The 15,922-nt window shown below is 37.9% G+C and carries 15 protein-coding genes; 10 read left to right on the forward strand and 5 right to left on the reverse strand.

Features of this window, described 5'->3' with window-relative positions; all coding sequences use genetic code 11:
* Positions 1 to 217 precede the first annotated feature (217 nt).
* A complete protein-coding gene (locus tag K2F26_RS07385; protein ID WP_220610954.1) occupies positions 218 to 439 on the forward strand; it encodes a hypothetical protein in 222 nt (73 codons plus the stop codon).
* A gap of 94 nt (positions 440 to 533) precedes the next feature.
* On the opposite strand, the gene K2F26_RS07390 is transcribed toward K2F26_RS07385, so the two are convergent.
* The 5 genes from K2F26_RS07390 to K2F26_RS07410 all read right to left on the reverse strand — a co-directional run bounded on the left by K2F26_RS07390 (position 534) and on the right by K2F26_RS07410 (position 4,285).
* Entirely contained in the window at positions 534 to 839 is a 306-nt protein-coding gene (locus tag K2F26_RS07390) for a helix-turn-helix domain-containing protein (protein ID WP_194051675.1), read from the reverse strand.
* Positions 826 to 1,215: a type II toxin-antitoxin system RelE/ParE family toxin gene (locus K2F26_RS07395; protein ID WP_194051673.1), complete on the reverse strand. Its 390-nt coding sequence runs from the start codon at positions 1,213 to 1,215 to the stop codon at positions 826 to 828. The genes K2F26_RS07390 and K2F26_RS07395 overlap by 14 nt, the downstream gene beginning before the upstream one ends.
* 600 nt (positions 1,216 to 1,815) lie before the next feature.
* Positions 1,816 to 2,166, reverse strand: coding sequence for a DUF1257 domain-containing protein (locus K2F26_RS07400; protein WP_015136553.1), 351 nt, complete (start codon positions 2,164 to 2,166; stop codon positions 1,816 to 1,818).
* A gap of 160 nt (positions 2,167 to 2,326) precedes the next feature.
* Positions 2,327 to 3,838 (reverse strand): stress-responsive protein Ycf46, encoded by a 1,512-nt coding sequence (gene ycf46, locus K2F26_RS07405; RefSeq protein ID WP_194051667.1) that lies wholly within the window; start codon positions 3,836 to 3,838, stop codon positions 2,327 to 2,329.
* 99 nt (positions 3,839 to 3,937) lie between these two features.
* The gene (locus K2F26_RS07410; protein WP_220610955.1) at positions 3,938 to 4,285 is read right to left on the reverse strand and encodes a slr0373 family blue light stress response protein; all 348 of its coding nucleotides are present in this window, start codon (positions 4,283 to 4,285) and stop codon (positions 3,938 to 3,940) included.
* Positions 4,286 to 4,615: 330 nt separating this feature from the next.
* Between K2F26_RS07410 and K2F26_RS07415 the strand changes: the two genes are divergently transcribed.
* From K2F26_RS07415 to K2F26_RS07455, 9 genes are all read left to right on the forward strand, one after another.
* Positions 4,616 to 7,180, forward strand: coding sequence for a dynamin family protein (locus K2F26_RS07415; protein ID WP_220610956.1), 2,565 nt, complete (start codon positions 4,616 to 4,618; stop codon positions 7,178 to 7,180).
* A 24-nt stretch (positions 7,181 to 7,204) separates the two neighbouring features.
* On the forward strand, positions 7,205 to 8,188 hold the full coding sequence (locus K2F26_RS07420; RefSeq protein ID WP_220610957.1) for a diguanylate cyclase regulator RdcB family protein: 984 nt from the start codon (positions 7,205 to 7,207) through the stop codon (positions 8,186 to 8,188).
* A 9-nt stretch (positions 8,189 to 8,197) separates the two neighbouring features.
* Positions 8,198 to 8,617, forward strand: coding sequence for a XisH family protein (locus K2F26_RS07425; protein ID WP_220610958.1), 420 nt, complete (start codon positions 8,198 to 8,200; stop codon positions 8,615 to 8,617).
* A complete protein-coding gene (locus tag K2F26_RS07430) occupies positions 8,602 to 8,934 on the forward strand; it encodes an element excision factor XisI family protein (RefSeq protein ID WP_220610959.1) in 333 nt (110 codons plus the stop codon). The genes K2F26_RS07425 and K2F26_RS07430 overlap by 16 nt, the downstream gene beginning before the upstream one ends.
* A 12-nt stretch (positions 8,935 to 8,946) precedes the next feature.
* On the forward strand, positions 8,947 to 9,897 hold the full coding sequence (locus K2F26_RS07435; RefSeq protein ID WP_220610960.1) for a patatin-like phospholipase family protein: 951 nt from the start codon (positions 8,947 to 8,949) through the stop codon (positions 9,895 to 9,897).
* Between the two features lie 155 nt (positions 9,898 to 10,052).
* Positions 10,053 to 10,556: a hypothetical protein gene (locus K2F26_RS07440; RefSeq protein WP_220610961.1), complete on the forward strand. Its 504-nt coding sequence runs from the start codon at positions 10,053 to 10,055 to the stop codon at positions 10,554 to 10,556.
* Positions 10,557 to 10,727: 171 nt separating this feature from the next.
* Positions 10,728 to 11,879 carry an NAD-dependent epimerase/dehydratase family protein gene (locus K2F26_RS07445; protein WP_220610962.1) on the forward strand — a complete coding sequence of 384 codons (1,152 nt, stop codon included), beginning with the start codon at positions 10,728 to 10,730 and terminating at the stop codon, positions 11,877 to 11,879.
* A 185-nt stretch (positions 11,880 to 12,064) separates the two neighbouring features.
* Complete coding sequence (locus K2F26_RS07450) at positions 12,065 to 13,183, forward strand: glycosyltransferase family 4 protein (protein WP_220610963.1); 1,119 nt, start codon at positions 12,065 to 12,067, stop codon at positions 13,181 to 13,183.
* A 141-nt stretch (positions 13,184 to 13,324) separates the two neighbouring features.
* Positions 13,325 to 15,898 carry a GAF domain-containing protein gene (locus tag K2F26_RS07455; protein ID WP_220610964.1) on the forward strand — a complete coding sequence of 858 codons (2,574 nt, stop codon included), beginning with the start codon at positions 13,325 to 13,327 and terminating at the stop codon, positions 15,896 to 15,898.
* Positions 15,899 to 15,922 lie beyond the last annotated feature (24 nt).

Below are 15,922 nucleotides of genomic sequence, written 5' to 3' on the forward strand. Positions count from 1 at the left end.
CATACCTTCTCAAATCACAACTTTTTTAAATCCTGTACATCCTCAAATCCTGGACATCCTGATTCAGACAATCTGCGTTTATCTGCGTTTATCTGCGTTCTTATCCTGAAAATCCTGATTCTGACAAAATGTTAAATTGTTGGCTTTCCCTGCGTCAACCCAACCTACATCTAACAGTTATAATCAAAAAAGTAAATTGATAGCTTCTTAAATCATTATGGAAAACATTACTATTCAAGTTGACCCAGAAATTGCCAAAGCGTACCGGGAAGCAGAACCAGAAAAACAGCAAAAAATCCAAATGTTTTTGAAAACCATGCTGCAAAAAGCAGTCAGTGAAAAACCACTCTTAGACATCATGGAAGCAGCAAGTCAACAAGCAATTGCTAATGGAATCACCCCAGAAATTTTAGAGTCAATTCTCAATGATGAAAACTAACCGATTCGTAATAGATACGAATGTAATTATCAGTGCATTAATTCAAATCTTGCAAATCCTGATTCAAACAAGTTGATAAAATCAATAATCAACTTTACAAAATTACAGGAATACGCTCATCACCTTTTTCCAAAACCAGACGAAAACCACAAGATTGAACTATTTGTAAAAACTTACTAAAGTTAATATCATTTTGCTTTCCAGAACAAATATCTTGAATAACAGCAGGAGAAAGATTAACTTCCTTAGCTAATTGTTCAACAGAAATATAATCATTTTCCATGATAGAAATTAACAATTCTGATAACAAAAACTCCTGATATCCTGATGCAAACTTAGCTTGAAAATCATTATCTTGCATCATTCTATCAAAAGTTGATAACTGTTCATTCTTCTTCATAATATCTTCCTTCCTCATGACGTTGAATAAAATCATTCATATATTTGATAGCTTTTTCTTTCTGATTATTTGGTAATTTTTGTGTTTTTTTCTGAAAAGCATTAGTGACAATAATTTTTTTACCTGTAAAAAAGAAACATAAAAATCTATCTGGTTGTGGTTTAAAAGCGTAAATTTTATCTCCTTCATTGCGAAATTGTTCTTTATTACTTATTTTCCCAAAATCACCAATTCGTTTGACTAAAAATAAAAATTTTAATTGTTGTTGTTCGGATATTTGATTAAAATACTCCAGAGCTTCACTTTCACCATTTTCATCAAAATACCACTCTAATTGAAAAACTAAACCAACATAAATGATATATTCTTTACTCATGATAATAGCATATTTATTTACAAATTAATCAAAGTAACTTAAATAGCATTTGATCAAACCAAACATCCTGTTCGCGCAGCGTGGCGTTAGCCATAAATCCTTAAATCCTGGACATCCTGATTCTTACAAATTGATAAAATCAATAATCAGATAACGTGCGATCGCCCCTAAATCAATATTCATAAACCAGCATCTTTTTTACTGAGCATCATTATAAATAACCTGAGTAAAATTATACTAAACCTAACCTATCTAAACAAGTATTTGTTAAGTGTATTTACATTGAACAGGATAATTTTGATAACATATTTTTCCCACCCGCTCAAATCACAACTTTCTTAAATCCTGTAAATCCTTAAATCCTGGAAATCCTGATTCAGACAATCTGCATTTATCTGCGTTTATTTGCGTTTATCTGCGTTCTTATCCTGTAAATCCTCAAATCCGGGAAATCCTGATTCAGACAATAATTTTGATTTGTAATAATTACTAAAATATTACTTTACATGGCCGCTAAATCTCAGCAATCAGACAAAAAAAGCGGGCTAACCGCTAATGCTTGGTTAACCCGTTCAGCTTTGGGAACGCGCAGAGAAATTCTTATTGCAACACCAACTTAACGTTAGCGTTTTGCAGGCCGCGCTGTTTTACTTCAGCCAAAGTTTTGTTAACGGCGTATTTTTGGTTAATGGAGTTGATCAACTCGGTTTGGTTGTGCTTCTTAGCAACGCCCCACAAATCAGCGATTAAATCAAAAGAACCATCGCTATTGCGAGACCAACCTAAATCGTACTCGCCTTCCAAAACAGCAACGATGTCGGAACGAACACGCTGACCGTTATAACCACGAACATCAGCTTCAGTCTTTACGCTAATACCTAAGTCGCGCAAAGAAGCTTTGAGGATTTCGGCATCGGTGATCTTGGTACGCAGAGTGCTAAAGTGAGACATTTGGGTTTCCTCCAATGAGAAGATTGATGAGAAAAACGACAACGGTTTCTTTATTCAGCGAAGCCGCATTAATTTGGGATTAATTGGGAAGCGGCTTTTTTTTCGTAACCTGTTAGCTTTGTGGGCTAACCTTTCCCCTCTGGCATACAGAGGAAAGCTTTTAGAACTCCATCCGCTGATATTCAGCGACAGAGGAAGCTGCTGGTCTAGCTCGCTGTCTGGCCCAGTCTCTTAAAGCTGTGACCTGTTCTTGCATCGTTCTTGACAGCGGCAAAGTTGCCTTGAGCGCAGCAATAATATCTAATTGGGTGAACTCCCGATCTTGGGCAAAAGCTTCATACATCGCCGCAATGATCGCCTGTTCTATTTCTGCCCCTGAAAAACCATCGGACATTTTTGCTAGTTGTTCTAAATCAAATCTAGCAATATCTTCCCGTCTTTTAGTCAGGTGAATGTTGAAGATATCCTGACGTTCTTCTGGTGTGGGCAGATCCACAAAGAAAATTTCATCAAAGCGACCTTTTCTTAAAAACTCACCTGGTAAACGTTCTACCCGGTTCGCAGTCGCCATTACAAATACTGGAGATTTCTTTTCCTGCATCCAGGTGAGGAAAGAACCAAAAATCCTGCTTGATGTCCCCCCATCGGAATCACCAGAACCAGCACTACCCGCAAAAGATTTATCCAACTCGTCGATAAAAAGAATCGTTGGGGAAATTGATTCTGCTGTTTTCAGGGCATTTCGCAGATTTGCTTCACTCCGACCCACCATTGAGCCATCGTAAACTCGCCCCATATCTAAACGCAAGATTGGTAAACCCCACAAACGGGAGGTAGTCTTGGCTATCAGTGACTTTCCACAACCAGGAACACCTAAAATTAACATCCCTTTCGGTTGCGGCAAACCATACTCTCTAGCTCTTTCTGTGAAAGCGTTGGAGCGTTGTTTGAGCCACTTTTTCAACTCCTCTAAACCGCCTACAGCTTCAATAGTTTCATCTTCTTCGATGTACTCTAAAATACCGTTACGGCGTATGAGTTGTTTCTTTTCTGATAAAACTATATCAACTTCATCTTCCGTCAACCGCCCCGTTGTTACCTGAGCCTTACGATATACTTTCTCAGTTTCATCTTTAGTTAGACCTAAAGCTGCTCTCAGAAGTTTTTCTCTAGCCTCGGTAGTCAACCGTCGTCCACGATGCTGCTCTTGATGTTGAGTTAAAACTTTATTCAACTCAGACATATCCGGCAGTTGGAAGTCAATAACAACAACTTCTTTTTCTAGTTCTATTGGTACTTGTTGCACTGGAGACATCAAAATGATGTTCTTTTGCATTCCTTTAAAACTAGCGATCGCATCCCGAAGCGATCTAGTTGTTGCCGGAGCATCAATAAAAGGATGTAAATCTTTAAGAATAAATATACCGGGTTCTTTCTGTCTAATGATCCACTCAATCGCCGCCTCTGGAGAAACGGTATTGTGTTGAGTTGTACTCCGGGGTTGACCGTATTCCACAATGCCGTGAGTTACTGTCCAAACATAAACTCGACGTTGAGGCTTTAACAATTGAGAAATTGTGTAGATTGCTTGCTCTGCCCGTTCTTCCTCGGAGGTCACAAGGTAGATTAAAGGGTATTGAGCTTGAATCAGTATGTTTAGCTCTTCTTTCATATCTATCGACCTACTTGAGACCTTATAGAGACAGTACAATCATCGCCGTTGGTCAGAACAACCAAATCTATTATTAATTCATCCATTCATAATTCCTAACTAGCAAGGGACTAATTCTTCCTCACCCTTGGGATGGGTTTCATCTTCTTCCATTTCCTCAATGGATAGATGTTCTTGACCAATTAGTCCTGGCTGATTACCCAAAGCTACTAATTCCCCGTTACGTATAACCAGTGAACTTTCACAGGTGGGACAGGAATAAACTCTGTGAGTTCTGCCGTAAGAAGACTCTTCCAATTCTTCAACTAATTCTGAGTTAGTCAGGTAGAAATTGAGCGCCCGTTCTGCAAGGTCTGACATCGGTTCTGAGTCTACTGCGGAACGAATTTTTAGCCTTCTATGTAATTCCGGCGATAAATACAACGTTACCTTTTGCTTAGTTTGCATATGACTATTTAACGGTCTTACCCGGGTATGTATATCACTCTATCTGTTCTTTTCTTGGTTGTCAATATGGTAAGCCGTTTTAACGCCAATATTGTTACATTTCGCAATATAACTAGGTTGACTAGGATTTTGTCTGAATCAGGATGTCCAGGATTTCAGGATTTTCAGGATTTTTGTGGGGATTTTGATGATTTTGTCTAAATATGTTTGACAAAGAGTACATACCGCTTTATGATAATCTGGTGAAAATATTATCTGCCGCCGTTTAGCTTCGTCCTGTGCCGTTTTAAGATTATTGTTGACGGTGATGCTTTCTAATATCTTTAATTTATGTCTAACAACCTTTTACAGCCTGATTCGGATGCACTACACCAGTCTGCTATTGATGTGATTACCCATGTCGGTAATGTGATGTCAGAAGGTTGTGCAATATTGAGAGAACATGATCAGTTGCTGGCTGAAAATCAAGGTGAGCATCGGTTGAATGCTGAGATTAAGGATATTGAAGAAGATATAGGGCGCGTCAATGAGAAATTGGAAAGGGTAAAGCGTAAAGAATTGACGATGACGATTGTTGCACCAACCAGTGCGGGTAAGTCTACTATTATTAATGCGATCGCTGGACAGGATTTATTACCTAGTCGTAATGATGCAATGACGGTTTTACCCACTGAGATTGTTTTTTCTCGTCAGGTAACTCATCCTAAGTTGCTTCTGGATAAGGCTTTGATGACGCTTTTGTTAGAGGTTTGGGGACAATTACATCAGAAATTGCAACAAATTGGTTTAAAAGAAGCTATTGAACAAGCTACTAAAAATGATTTTCCCCGCGAGAATGTAATTAAGGAAATTTTAAATAGTAGTTCTGTTTCTTTTCAATCTGAGGTTGAAGAATCAAATACTATTCAAGCTGAATTAATCAGAATAAATGATCTTCTGCGGTTGTGCGGTATTTTTGGTATAGCTACAGATTTTTTGTCTTCTTTATCTGAAATTCCTCGGATTGAAGTTCCTTTTCCGCGACAATTATCATCTCTAAAAAATTCGGATTTAGGGACTTTAGCACTGGTGGATACGCCTGGAGTTAGTGAAGATAAGTCTTTAAATTTAGTGAATGTTGTTAAGGAGCGACTAAAGGTGAGTTCTCTGGTTTTGGTAGTGGTGGACTATACCAAAATTGGACAAACAGATCCAGCAAAAGTCAAAAAGTTGGTGGATGAAATTGCTGAGGTTAAGGGACGCGATCGCATTTATATTATTGTTAATAAAATTGATGCTCGTGATCTGAATAATACTAATGATTTAACTACGGAACAAATTTTTGATTTAGTTAAAACTAAATATGAAATTGATAATCCTGAAAATCGCGTTTTTGAAATGTCGGCTGTTGAAGCATTTTTAGCAACTAATTTTCAGCGTGAACGAGAGATTTATACGCTAATAGAATTACGGGAAAGGACGAGTTTTGAGGCTCTTGGACAAAAATATTATGCAAAGTCTTGGAAAACTAAAAAAACGACTGTTGAGTTAGAAGAAATGCAGAAAGCGGCTGATGAGTTTTTGCAAGATTCTGGATTTGTGGGATTTATAGATAAGGCGATCGCACCTCTAGTACCTAGCATTAAGGATGCGTTAAAAGATATTAGTCAGATATTTACTTCTTTTCTATCTTGTCTCAGCAAGCTGAAGGGAATACTTGAGCAAGATATTCAACAGTTAGAGATTGAGATTAATCAATTAGAAATAGATTTGAGTGAAGCGATATCAATTTGCAAAAAAAATGAATGCAAAGAAGAAATAATATCTTCTTTCATGGATATATTTAATCAAGAAATTATTTCTGTTCTTGATAGAGAAAGAAATATAGTGCTAGATAAATTTAATCGTGAGTTAGATGATGTATGGGAAGGTTTACTTTTACTTGAACCATCAGGAATTAATAGAGAATCATCTCGTTATTATAATGTATCTAGAGCAAGAGAAATTACAAATTTTCTCAAAGATGCTTATCAAATCATTGATAAAAATTATCGGCAAATAACACTTAATTTAAAACAAAAGCTATTAACTCAATTAAATATTCAAATCAATTATTATTACAAATCAATTTTTAATCAAGACGAAAATATTTTTTTTAATAAATTTATTGAGCGGATAAATTCTCATGATTATTCAACCTATATTAATAATTTGCAGAAGGAAATAACCGAACGACTAGATTTTAAGCTGTATGACTTGAATGGTTGTGAAAAAGTATTATGTGAAGACGAGTCTACAGCAATTCGGAAAGGAAAAGCAATGTTAATTTTGGAAGACCAGTTATTACCATATTGGATGGGAAAACCCATAGAGTGGTTCTACAGTGCAACAAGAGACTCTTCTAATTACAGACATTTCTCCTGTAGTTCATCTATACCTTGTCGTCTTGAATTTGTTGTGCATAAATCGCATGGAAGCGATTATATTGAAGAAATAATTAAAACCGGAATCGAGATTTCTTACAACCGTCCTTATTATACATTCTACACTGGAGCTAGTGATGAGCTATCTGAAGCAACTAGCTACTATGTCACGAAGAAAGGAATTATTCGTTACATTGAACAATTCTTTACTCATTATGAAAAATATGGTGGAAAAGATTTCTTAGAGCCATGTGTAGATCGAGCAAAGAAAAATATTTGTACAAAAATACAAGCCTTATTCGCTGTAGATGTTGAAATATTTATTGAAGAACGAGATAAATTCCTCAAAAAATATGAAAATAAGTTACAACTCTGGATTAAAATATCCCAAAAAAAAGGAAATGATTACAGAATTTTAAAAAACAAGTATATTCAGATTTTAGAATTAATCTCTAATCTAGAAATAAATTTAAAATATCAACAAGACTACTGAAACAACATTAAATGAAAAACAAAAATGTCACTTATTTACTTTAACGATCTTCAAAAAAAAATTCCTATCATTACTGATAAAATACTCGTTGATTTGGTAAACTTAATCCAAGTCAATGACGATCTAATTAGTTTTCGCCAAAAGCAAGGATTATTTGAACAGTTCTTTGATAACCTTACAGGCGCAGATCGAAACCGCGAACTTGCTATAGATAAAAATGTCAATGTAGCAATGCAATCTCTACACAGTTGGGTGTTAGATATTGCTAATAATTTGAATGTTAGTAATAATGCAATTATCACCATTGAAGAAAAATTAATAGAAACTCGTCAAGCAATCCGCAACCAGCGACAGGACATTAATTTACTTACAGATATTGTCGATCAATTGAAACACAGAGTTGACGATCACGAACATCGGATTCTGGAATTAGAACAGCGAGTTTATAGAACAGAAGTTGATGTTAAAATTGGAAAGGCGATCGCAGCATGGCAGTCAAAAGAGACATATCAAGGATTTCATTGGGCGATTCAAGTTGCTTTTGTCACCCGTGAAATAGTAGATTATGCGCTGGGTGATTACGAACGATTCATCACCAAAGGTAAAGACAGCCAACTGCGTCAGAGTATAAGCAATAGAATACTTGTAATACTTGCAGCGGACAACACAATCCCCGATCACCATTTTCCATTAACCAACCTCCTCAACTTGTCATATAGCGAAACATCTCCAGATAATCAAAAATATAATCAAAAACTTGCAGCTTATTTGCTAGAAGTAGAATCTATTTCCGAACAAAGACTAGGGAAAACGCCCTATTTGTTCACCCTTGGTAAAACCCTAGAATTAGCCACACAACAGCAGCACCAAGACCCAGCAAAAGCCGCATTTGAATTATGCCGTAAATACCCTAATGTTATGATTTATCCGGCAACCAGCAAAAGAGAATTTGTGGAACGCATCGTCAATGAAACGGCAAACGATAGGTTAAATTTGATAATATTATAGGAAAGAATAATGTCTAAAAGAGATGATTTACATTTTCCTTTACGCCGTACTCTTGAAAAAGATGGATGGATAATTACCAGTGATCCCTTAATCTTAGTGCTTGGACAAACACTCTTAAAAGCTGATTTAGGAGCAGAAAAACTATTCACAGCCGAAAAAGAAGGGCGTAAAATAGCTGTTGAGATCAAAGATTTTGATGCTCCTTCGGTAATCAGTGAACTGGAGAAAACAATGGGACAACTTCAACTTTATCAATGGGCATTGGAAGAACAAGAACCAGAGCGTCAATTGTTTTTGGCTATAAGTCAAACAGTGTATATTTCACAATTTCAAAGACCAATTTTTCAGATTGCAATCGGGCGCAATAAAATTAATTTATTAATCTATTCCCCAGATCAGGAGGTAATTGTCAAATGGATAACTCACTAAAGTATGTAGACATCCTCAAAAAAACAGTACAGGATGCCACAATTGATCAACCTAGTCTGCAAGCAATCAAACTTTATCCAGTTTGTGATGCTGAGTCTGGACATTTTGTAGTTCTTGCCACAGGTCGGGATAAACATCGTTGGATGGATAATGTCATATTTCATGCGCGACTCATTGAAGAAGATAACTGTAATCCCCAAATAATCATCGAAGAAGATAACTTTGAAGAAGGATTAGTTAATACACTCATCGAAGCAGGAATTAAAAAGGAAGATATCGTTACTAGTTGGCAACAAGCAATTACCAATAATAAATAATGTAATTTTTACATGAAAGAAACAAAAATCGGATTAGTATTAGCAGGTGGTGGTGCTAAAGGCGCGTACCAATCAGGTGTGGTCAAATACCTAGCAGAAATTGACTTTGCTCCTAATATAATTGCAGGTACAAGTATTGGTGCGCTCAATGGTGCGATCATCGCCTCTCATACATCATTTAAACAATCAAGCGATCGCCTGTGGCAACTATGGAGAGAACTAGGTGAAGCCAAAATTATCAACTGGCAGTTAGTTAAATATCCACTGCAATCCTTGGCACAATATTTACATTTCTCACAGGAAGACGCATCTTTGTGTGATCCCAACCCACTGGATAAATTTTTACGCTACGCAATCAATACCCAACAACTGCGAGTAGGAATCGAACTATGGGTAGCTGCATTTCCTTCAACACACAATTTTCTACCATCTTCACACAAAGCAGGTCAAATTGTCCCCACCATCGGCAACGCTATAACCTCCTTTGTTGGGCAACCCGCCGAATATATTCATATCCAATCAGCTAAAAGCGATGAAGAAATTTATCAAACATTACTTGCTAGTGCTGCTATTCCCTTAGCCTTTAAATCGCGCAAGATTGATGACAAGCATTATGTAGATGGTTGGTTAGGTGATAATGTTCCTCTCCAAGCCCTAGCAAATCGCGGTTGTAGCCATGCGATCATCATTCATTTAGGCAATGGTGAACTTTGGAATCGTCATGATTTTCCTAATCAAACAATAATTGAAATTCGCCCAACAGAAGATATGGGAAGTCTCGACAAATTACTAGATTTCAGTCCTGAACGGATTCAACTCTTGCAACAAAGGGGTTATCAAGATGCTAAACGCATTCTCGAACCAATTTTACAAACACTGATAATCGAGCGATCGCGCCAAGAAAGTTTTGCGCGGCTTCAGGAAATGTCAAAGCGATTAAGAGACGATCCACCAATATATTAATTAAAACTGAATGATAAAATATTTAGTACAAACCAAAATGATTTCATTTTAGATTTCAGTACCGAATTTAGGTGTTATTAGCGGTCTATCACACAAAACCCCTAGATTCCAAAACCATATATTCCCATAAACACAATAAAATATCAAATTTGAGAATGAAACAGCCCTGGGGTGGAATACAAATAAACAGGGTGCTGTGCGCCATTACGTGCAGTGTTGGCATAGGAATGATCTTCTGGGGGTGTAATGCCAATAACCTCCAGTCTGAAAATGAGACATGGAAGATATATAAAAATCCTCGCTATGGTTTTGAGTTTCCTTATCCCCAAACTTGGCAGGAATTAGGCAACCCATACAACAGTGATGGTATTGCTTTAGCACCAGCAAATCAGAAAACTGTAGAAATTCGCGCCTATGCAAGTAAGCCTTTACTAACAACACCAAAACCAAATCCCCAGTCAGTGTATAACTTTCGGACTAATCAAGGATTTTCTGGAGTCATGTCCATAGAAGTAGGAGATCGGGTGACTGTAATTAAGTTAACCATTACTCAATCAGAATTAGAATATCACTGGCAAGGAAAAAGCAGCATTCAAGAGTTTGCCAATTATTATCGTCTGTTTTATTACATAGCTAAAGAGTACAAAATTAGTCAATAGTTAACAGTTAGTTGTTAGTTGTCAGTTGTCCGTAGTTAGGTAAGCAGTAGGAATTATTTTTTATTTTTTATTTTTTATTTTTAACTGATTACTGTCTTAGTAAGAATTTAATGATGAAGAGGGGACATAAACCTGATAGATTTAGCTATCAGCGAGTAAAAACTGGTAAAGATGAAAGTCCTGGTTATTGGTGGTGATGGGTATTGCGGTTGGGCAACCGCGCTTTACCTTTCTAATCGAGGTTATGAAGTTGGCATTTTAGATAGTTTGGTGCGACGACACTGGGATAATGAACTCGGTGTTGAGACTCTAACCCCAATTGCACCAATTCAGCAGCGTCTCCAACGATGGAAAGATTTGACTGGTAAATCTATCGACCTATTTATCGGCGATATTACCAATTACAGTTTTCTGCACAAAGCTTTGCATCAATTTCAACCAGAAGCCATAGTGCATTTTGGTGAACAGCGTTCAGCGCCCTTTTCTATGATTGACCGTGAACACGCGGTACTCACTCAGGTGAATAACGTGGTGGGTACGCTAAACCTGCTGTACATCATGCGGGAAGATTTCCCAGATTGTCATTTGGTGAAATTGGGAACAATGGGTGAATATGGGACACCCAATATTGATATTGAAGAAGGCTATATCACCATTGAACACAACGGACGTAAGGATACATTGCCCTATCCTAAACAGCCTGGTTCAATGTATCACTTGAGCAAAGTTCACGATAGCCATAATATCCACTTTGCTTGCCGGATCTGGGGTTTACGAGCAACTGATCTGAATCAAGGTATTGTGTATGGCGTTCTGACCGAAGAAACCGGTATGGACGAACTACTAATTAACCGCCTTGATTATGATGGTGTGTTTGGTACAGCGTTAAACCGCTTCTGTATTCAAGCTGCAATAGGTCATCCTTTGACTGTTTACGGTAAAGGTGGACAAACTCGCGGTTTCTTGGATATTCGGGATACAGTGCGATGTATTGAACTGGCGATCGCCAACCCAGCCCAACCCGGAGAATTTCGCGTATTTAACCAATTCACTGAATTATTCAGCGTTGGTGACTTAGCGTTAATGGTGAAAAAAGCCGGTAACGCAATGGGGCTAAATGTGGAAATCAATAACATTGACAACCCCAGAATTGAAAAAGAAGAACATTACTTCAACGCTAAAAACACCAAATTGCTGGATTTAGGCTTGCAACCTCATTACCTCTCTGATTCTCTACTTGATTCACTGTTAAACTTTGCCGTCAAGTATCAGAAACGAGTTGATAATAATCAAATTCTGCCTAAAGTCACTTGGCACAGATAATTAGGTGACAGGTGACAGGTGACAGGTGACAGAGAGCAGGGGAAGCTGGGGAAGTTGGGGAGAAAATTAAAAGGCAAAAGTTACAATTTTCATTTCTCCTGCCTGCTGCCTCCTGCCTTCTTCCTCCTGCCTCCTGCCTCCTGCCTCCTGACTCCTGACTCCTGACTCCTGACTCCTGTTTATTTATGAAAATTGCCCTATTCACAGAAACTTTTTTACCCAAGGTTGATGGTATTGTCACCCGTCTTCGTCACACCGTTGATCATCTGCAACGGGACGGAAATCAAGTTATGGTATTTTGCCCAGAAGGTGGCATCACAGAACACAAAGGAGCGAAAGTTTACGGTGTGACGGGGTTTCCACTGCCTTTGTATCCAGAGTTAAAATTAGCACTGCCTCGTCCTGCTATCGGTCACGCTTTAGAACAGTTTCAGCCAGATATTATTCATGTTGTTAATCCCGCAGTTCTGGGATTATCAGGTATTTTTTATAGTAAAGTTCTGAAAATTCCCCTGTTGGCTTCTTACCATACCCATTTACCTCAATATCTGCAACATTACGGGTTAGGGATGTTAGAAGGTTTACTTTGGCAATTACTCAAAGGCGCTCATAATCAAGCTGCATTAAATTTGTGTACCTCCACAGCAATGGTCGAGGAATTGGCAGCACATGGCATAGAAAGATTAGATTTGTGGCAACGAGGAGTAGATACAGAATTATTTCATCCTGATTTAGCCAGTGTGGAAATGCGATCGCACTTATCCCAAGGTCATCCAAAAAGCCCCTTATTGTTGTATGTAGGTCGTCTTTCGGCAGAAAAGGAAATTGAACGCATTAAACCCATTTTAGAAGCTATTCCTGATGCCAGATTAGCTTTAGTTGGAGATGGTCCAAATCGGCAAAATTTAGAGAAACATTTTGCAGGTACAAATACCCATTTTGTCGGTTATTTAATGGGTAAAGAATTAGGTTCAGCCTTTGCTAGTGCAGATGTGTTTATTTTTCCTTCTCGGACAGAGACACTAGGATTAGTCTTATTAGAAGCAATGGCCGCCGGATGTCCAGTAGTAGCAGCCCGTTCTGGTGGTATTCCTGATATTGTGACAGATGGAGTCAATGGTTATCTTTTTGACCCTAAAGCGGACATTCAAGAAGCAATTGATGTTACTATAAAATTGTTACAACAACAACATGAAATAAATATTATCCGTGAAAATGCTCGTCAGGAAGCAGAAAAATGGGGATGGTCTGCTGCTACACGACAATTACAAGATTATTACAAAAAGGTGACTGGGGACTGGTGACTGGGGAGAAAAATTTTAGATTTTAGATTTTAGATTTTAGATTGGAGTTGACAAAAACAGTCCAAAATCCAAAATCCAAAATCCAACATAAAAAACTCCTGCCTTCTGCCTCCTGACTCCTGACTCCTGACTCCTGATTTTATGACACTTCCTAACGCGGGTAGCGTCTTGGCTACATTAACTGAACTCACACAAGTTAATCGCACCCAGTCCCTACTCAGTCGGGTCAAAGACTTATCTGTTAATGAGTTTGTTTGTTTACTAGACTTTATTACAGCAGAGTTTCAACAATTTCTGAGAGCTATTGATCTGATCAATAATGAAGCTCTAGAAGGGATGTTGGAGAAAGTTCTAGAAGCAATTACACTCAAAATTGGTCAAATTCTCCAAGCAGAACATACAGCTATTTTTTTAGTTGACTATGATAAAGCTCAACTATGGTCAAAAGTTCCCCAAGATAATAATCAAAAATTCTTAGAAATACGCAATCCCTTAAATGTAGGTATTCCTGGCCATGTAGCTACTACAGGTAAATATCTGAATATCGCTGAAACTGCTACTCACCCTCTTTTTAGTCCAGAGTTGGAAAAACAAATGGGCTATAAAATCCGCAATCTTTTATGTATGCCGGTGATGAGTAGTAAAAAGCAAACTGTAGCGGTTGTACAGTTAGCAAATAAAGCGGGGGATATTCCTTTTACGGAAGATGATGAAAAGTCTTTTCGAGACTTTGCAGCTTCTATTGGCATTATTTTGGAAAGTTGCCAATCTTTTTATGTAGCAGCGAGAAATCAACGTGGTGCAACGGCTTTGTTACGTGCTACCCAGACTTTAGGACAAAGTTTGGATTTAGAAGCAACTTTGCAAATAGTCATGGAACAAGCCCGGGTTTTGATGCAAGCTGACCGCAGTACCCTATTTTTGTATCGGAAAGAAATGGGAGAACTGTGGACGAAAGTAGCCACAGTTAATGAGAAAAAATTAATAGAAATTCGTATTCCGTCTAATCGTGGTATTGCTGGTTATGTAGCTTCCACAGGTCAAGCAGTAAATATTCCTGATGCTTATCAAGATCCTCGTTTTGATCCGACTACAGATCAAAAGACTGGTTATGTAACTCGCAATATTTTATGTTTACCAGTATTCAATTCTGCCAATGAATTAATTGGTGTAACTCAGTTAATAAATAAAGAACAAGGTAGTTTTACGTCTTCAGATGAAGAGTTCATGCGAGCTTTTAATATCCAGGCGGGAATAGCTTTGGAAAATGCCCGTTTATTTGAAAATGTATTGTTAGAAAGACAGTATCAAAAGGATATTCTTCAAAGTTTGTCGGATGCAGTAATTTCTACAGATATGCAAGGTCAAATAGTGACTATTAATGATGCAGCACTAGAGTTACTGGGTTGTCCTTTAAAAGAAGCCAACAAAATCGCAAATAAGTTGTTATGGAAAGAAAATTTGCTAGGGCGTAAAGTTTGGGAAGTTCTACCACTTGAAAATCTGCAAATGCGTTTGGAAGATAGTTTAAAATATGCTTCCAGGCATTATGTCCCAGAGCAAAATTTGGTGGCGGGATTATATAACTGGGAAGAAGATAAAAATGAAGATTCAGGAACAAAAAATCAAAAGTTAATTTTAGCAGTGCGAGATCGCCATAATCCAAATATTTTTATTCCTTGGAATCAACCGCTTACTCCTCCATCGAAGTTGCTGAGTGCAGATGTTGTCAAAGAATTAGAACGCAGCATTAATCTTACCGTAAATCCCTTAACTAACCCAGAAGGAGGAGTTAGGGGTGGTTTGGTGGTTTTGGAAGATATCAGTCGGGAAAAACGCCTCAAAAGCACCATGTACCGTTATCTTACACCTCATGTAGCCGAGCAAATTATGGCTTTGGGTGATGATAGTTTGATGGTGGGTGAAAGAAAGGAAGTCACGATTTTGTTTTCTGATATTCGGGGTTATACAACTCTCACAGAAAACTTGGGAGCAGCAGAGGTGGTATCACTATTGAATCAATATTTTGAAACAATGGTGGAGTCAGTTTTTCACTATGAAGGAACTTTAGATAAGTTTATTGGTGATGCTTTAATGGCTGTGTTTGGTGCGCCGCTACCATTGGAAAATCATGCTTGGCGAGCAGTAGAATCAGCATTAGATATGCGTCGCCGCTTAGAGGAATTTAATCACAGACGGATTGTTCAGTCTCAACCACAAATCAAATTTGGCATTGGTATTAGTTCGGGGGAGGTGGTTTCTGGAAATATTGGTTCTCAGAAACGAATGGATTATACCGTGATTGGTGATGGGGTGAATTTGAGTTCTCGTTTGGAAGGGGTGACTAAAGAATATGGCTGTGATATTATTATTAGTGAATTTACTTATAAACTGTGTAGTGATCTCTTGTGGGTGCGTCAACTAGATACAATTCGTGTTAAAGGTAAACATCAAGCTGTTAATATCTATGAGTTAATTGGCGATCGCTCTATTCCCCTCGATGCCAATACTCAAGAATTTTTATACTATTACGATGCTGGACGTAATGCTTATGTATCCCGAAATTTCACCCAAGCGATCGCCAGTTTTGAAATTGCCAAACGCATTCGACCCACAGACCAAGCCGTAAACATACACCTAAAACGCGCTTACAATTACCAAAAAACACCACCTCCAAATTCCTGGGATGGTGTTTGGACGATGGTTACAAAATAGGGACTGGGGACTGGGGAGAAAATT

This window comes from Sphaerospermopsis torques-reginae ITEP-024, from assembly GCF_019598945.1.
Lineage (GTDB): Bacteria > Cyanobacteriota > Cyanobacteriia > Cyanobacteriales > Nostocaceae > Sphaerospermopsis.

What these genes read in the sequence shown, in the direction of transcription:
- K2F26_RS07385 (WP_220610954.1), top strand. Translation starts at nt 218, where the DNA reads ATGGAAAACATTACTATTCAAGTTGACCCAGAAATTGCCAAAGCGTAC.
- K2F26_RS07435 (WP_220610960.1), top strand. Translation starts at nt 8,947, where the DNA reads ATGAAAGAAACAAAAATCGGATTAGTATTAGCAGGTGGTGGTGCTAAA.
- K2F26_RS07390 (WP_194051675.1), bottom strand. Translation starts at nt 839, where the DNA reads ATGAAGAAGAATGAACAGTTATCAACTTTTGATAGAATGATGCAAGAT.
- K2F26_RS07420 (WP_220610957.1), top strand. Translation starts at nt 7,205, where the DNA reads ATGTCACTTATTTACTTTAACGATCTTCAAAAAAAAATTCCTATCATT.
- ycf46 (WP_194051667.1), bottom strand. Translation starts at nt 3,838, where the DNA reads ATGAAAGAAGAGCTAAACATACTGATTCAAGCTCAATACCCTTTAATC.
- K2F26_RS07445 (WP_220610962.1), top strand. Translation starts at nt 10,728, where the DNA reads ATGAAAGTCCTGGTTATTGGTGGTGATGGGTATTGCGGTTGGGCAACC.
- K2F26_RS07400 (WP_015136553.1), bottom strand. Translation starts at nt 2,166, where the DNA reads ATGTCTCACTTTAGCACTCTGCGTACCAAGATCACCGATGCCGAAATC.
- K2F26_RS07410 (WP_220610955.1), bottom strand. Translation starts at nt 4,285, where the DNA reads ATGCAAACTAAGCAAAAGGTAACGTTGTATTTATCGCCGGAATTACAT.
- K2F26_RS07395 (WP_194051673.1), bottom strand. Translation starts at nt 1,215, where the DNA reads ATGAGTAAAGAATATATCATTTATGTTGGTTTAGTTTTTCAATTAGAG.
- K2F26_RS07430 (WP_220610959.1), top strand. Translation starts at nt 8,602, where the DNA reads ATGGATAACTCACTAAAGTATGTAGACATCCTCAAAAAAACAGTACAG.
- K2F26_RS07415 (WP_220610956.1), top strand. Translation starts at nt 4,616, where the DNA reads ATGTCTAACAACCTTTTACAGCCTGATTCGGATGCACTACACCAGTCT.
- K2F26_RS07425 (WP_220610958.1), top strand. Translation starts at nt 8,198, where the DNA reads ATGTCTAAAAGAGATGATTTACATTTTCCTTTACGCCGTACTCTTGAA.
- K2F26_RS07455 (WP_220610964.1), top strand. Translation starts at nt 13,325, where the DNA reads ATGACACTTCCTAACGCGGGTAGCGTCTTGGCTACATTAACTGAACTC.
- K2F26_RS07440 (WP_220610961.1), top strand. Translation starts at nt 10,053, where the DNA reads ATGAAACAGCCCTGGGGTGGAATACAAATAAACAGGGTGCTGTGCGCC.
- K2F26_RS07450 (WP_220610963.1), top strand. Translation starts at nt 12,065, where the DNA reads ATGAAAATTGCCCTATTCACAGAAACTTTTTTACCCAAGGTTGATGGT.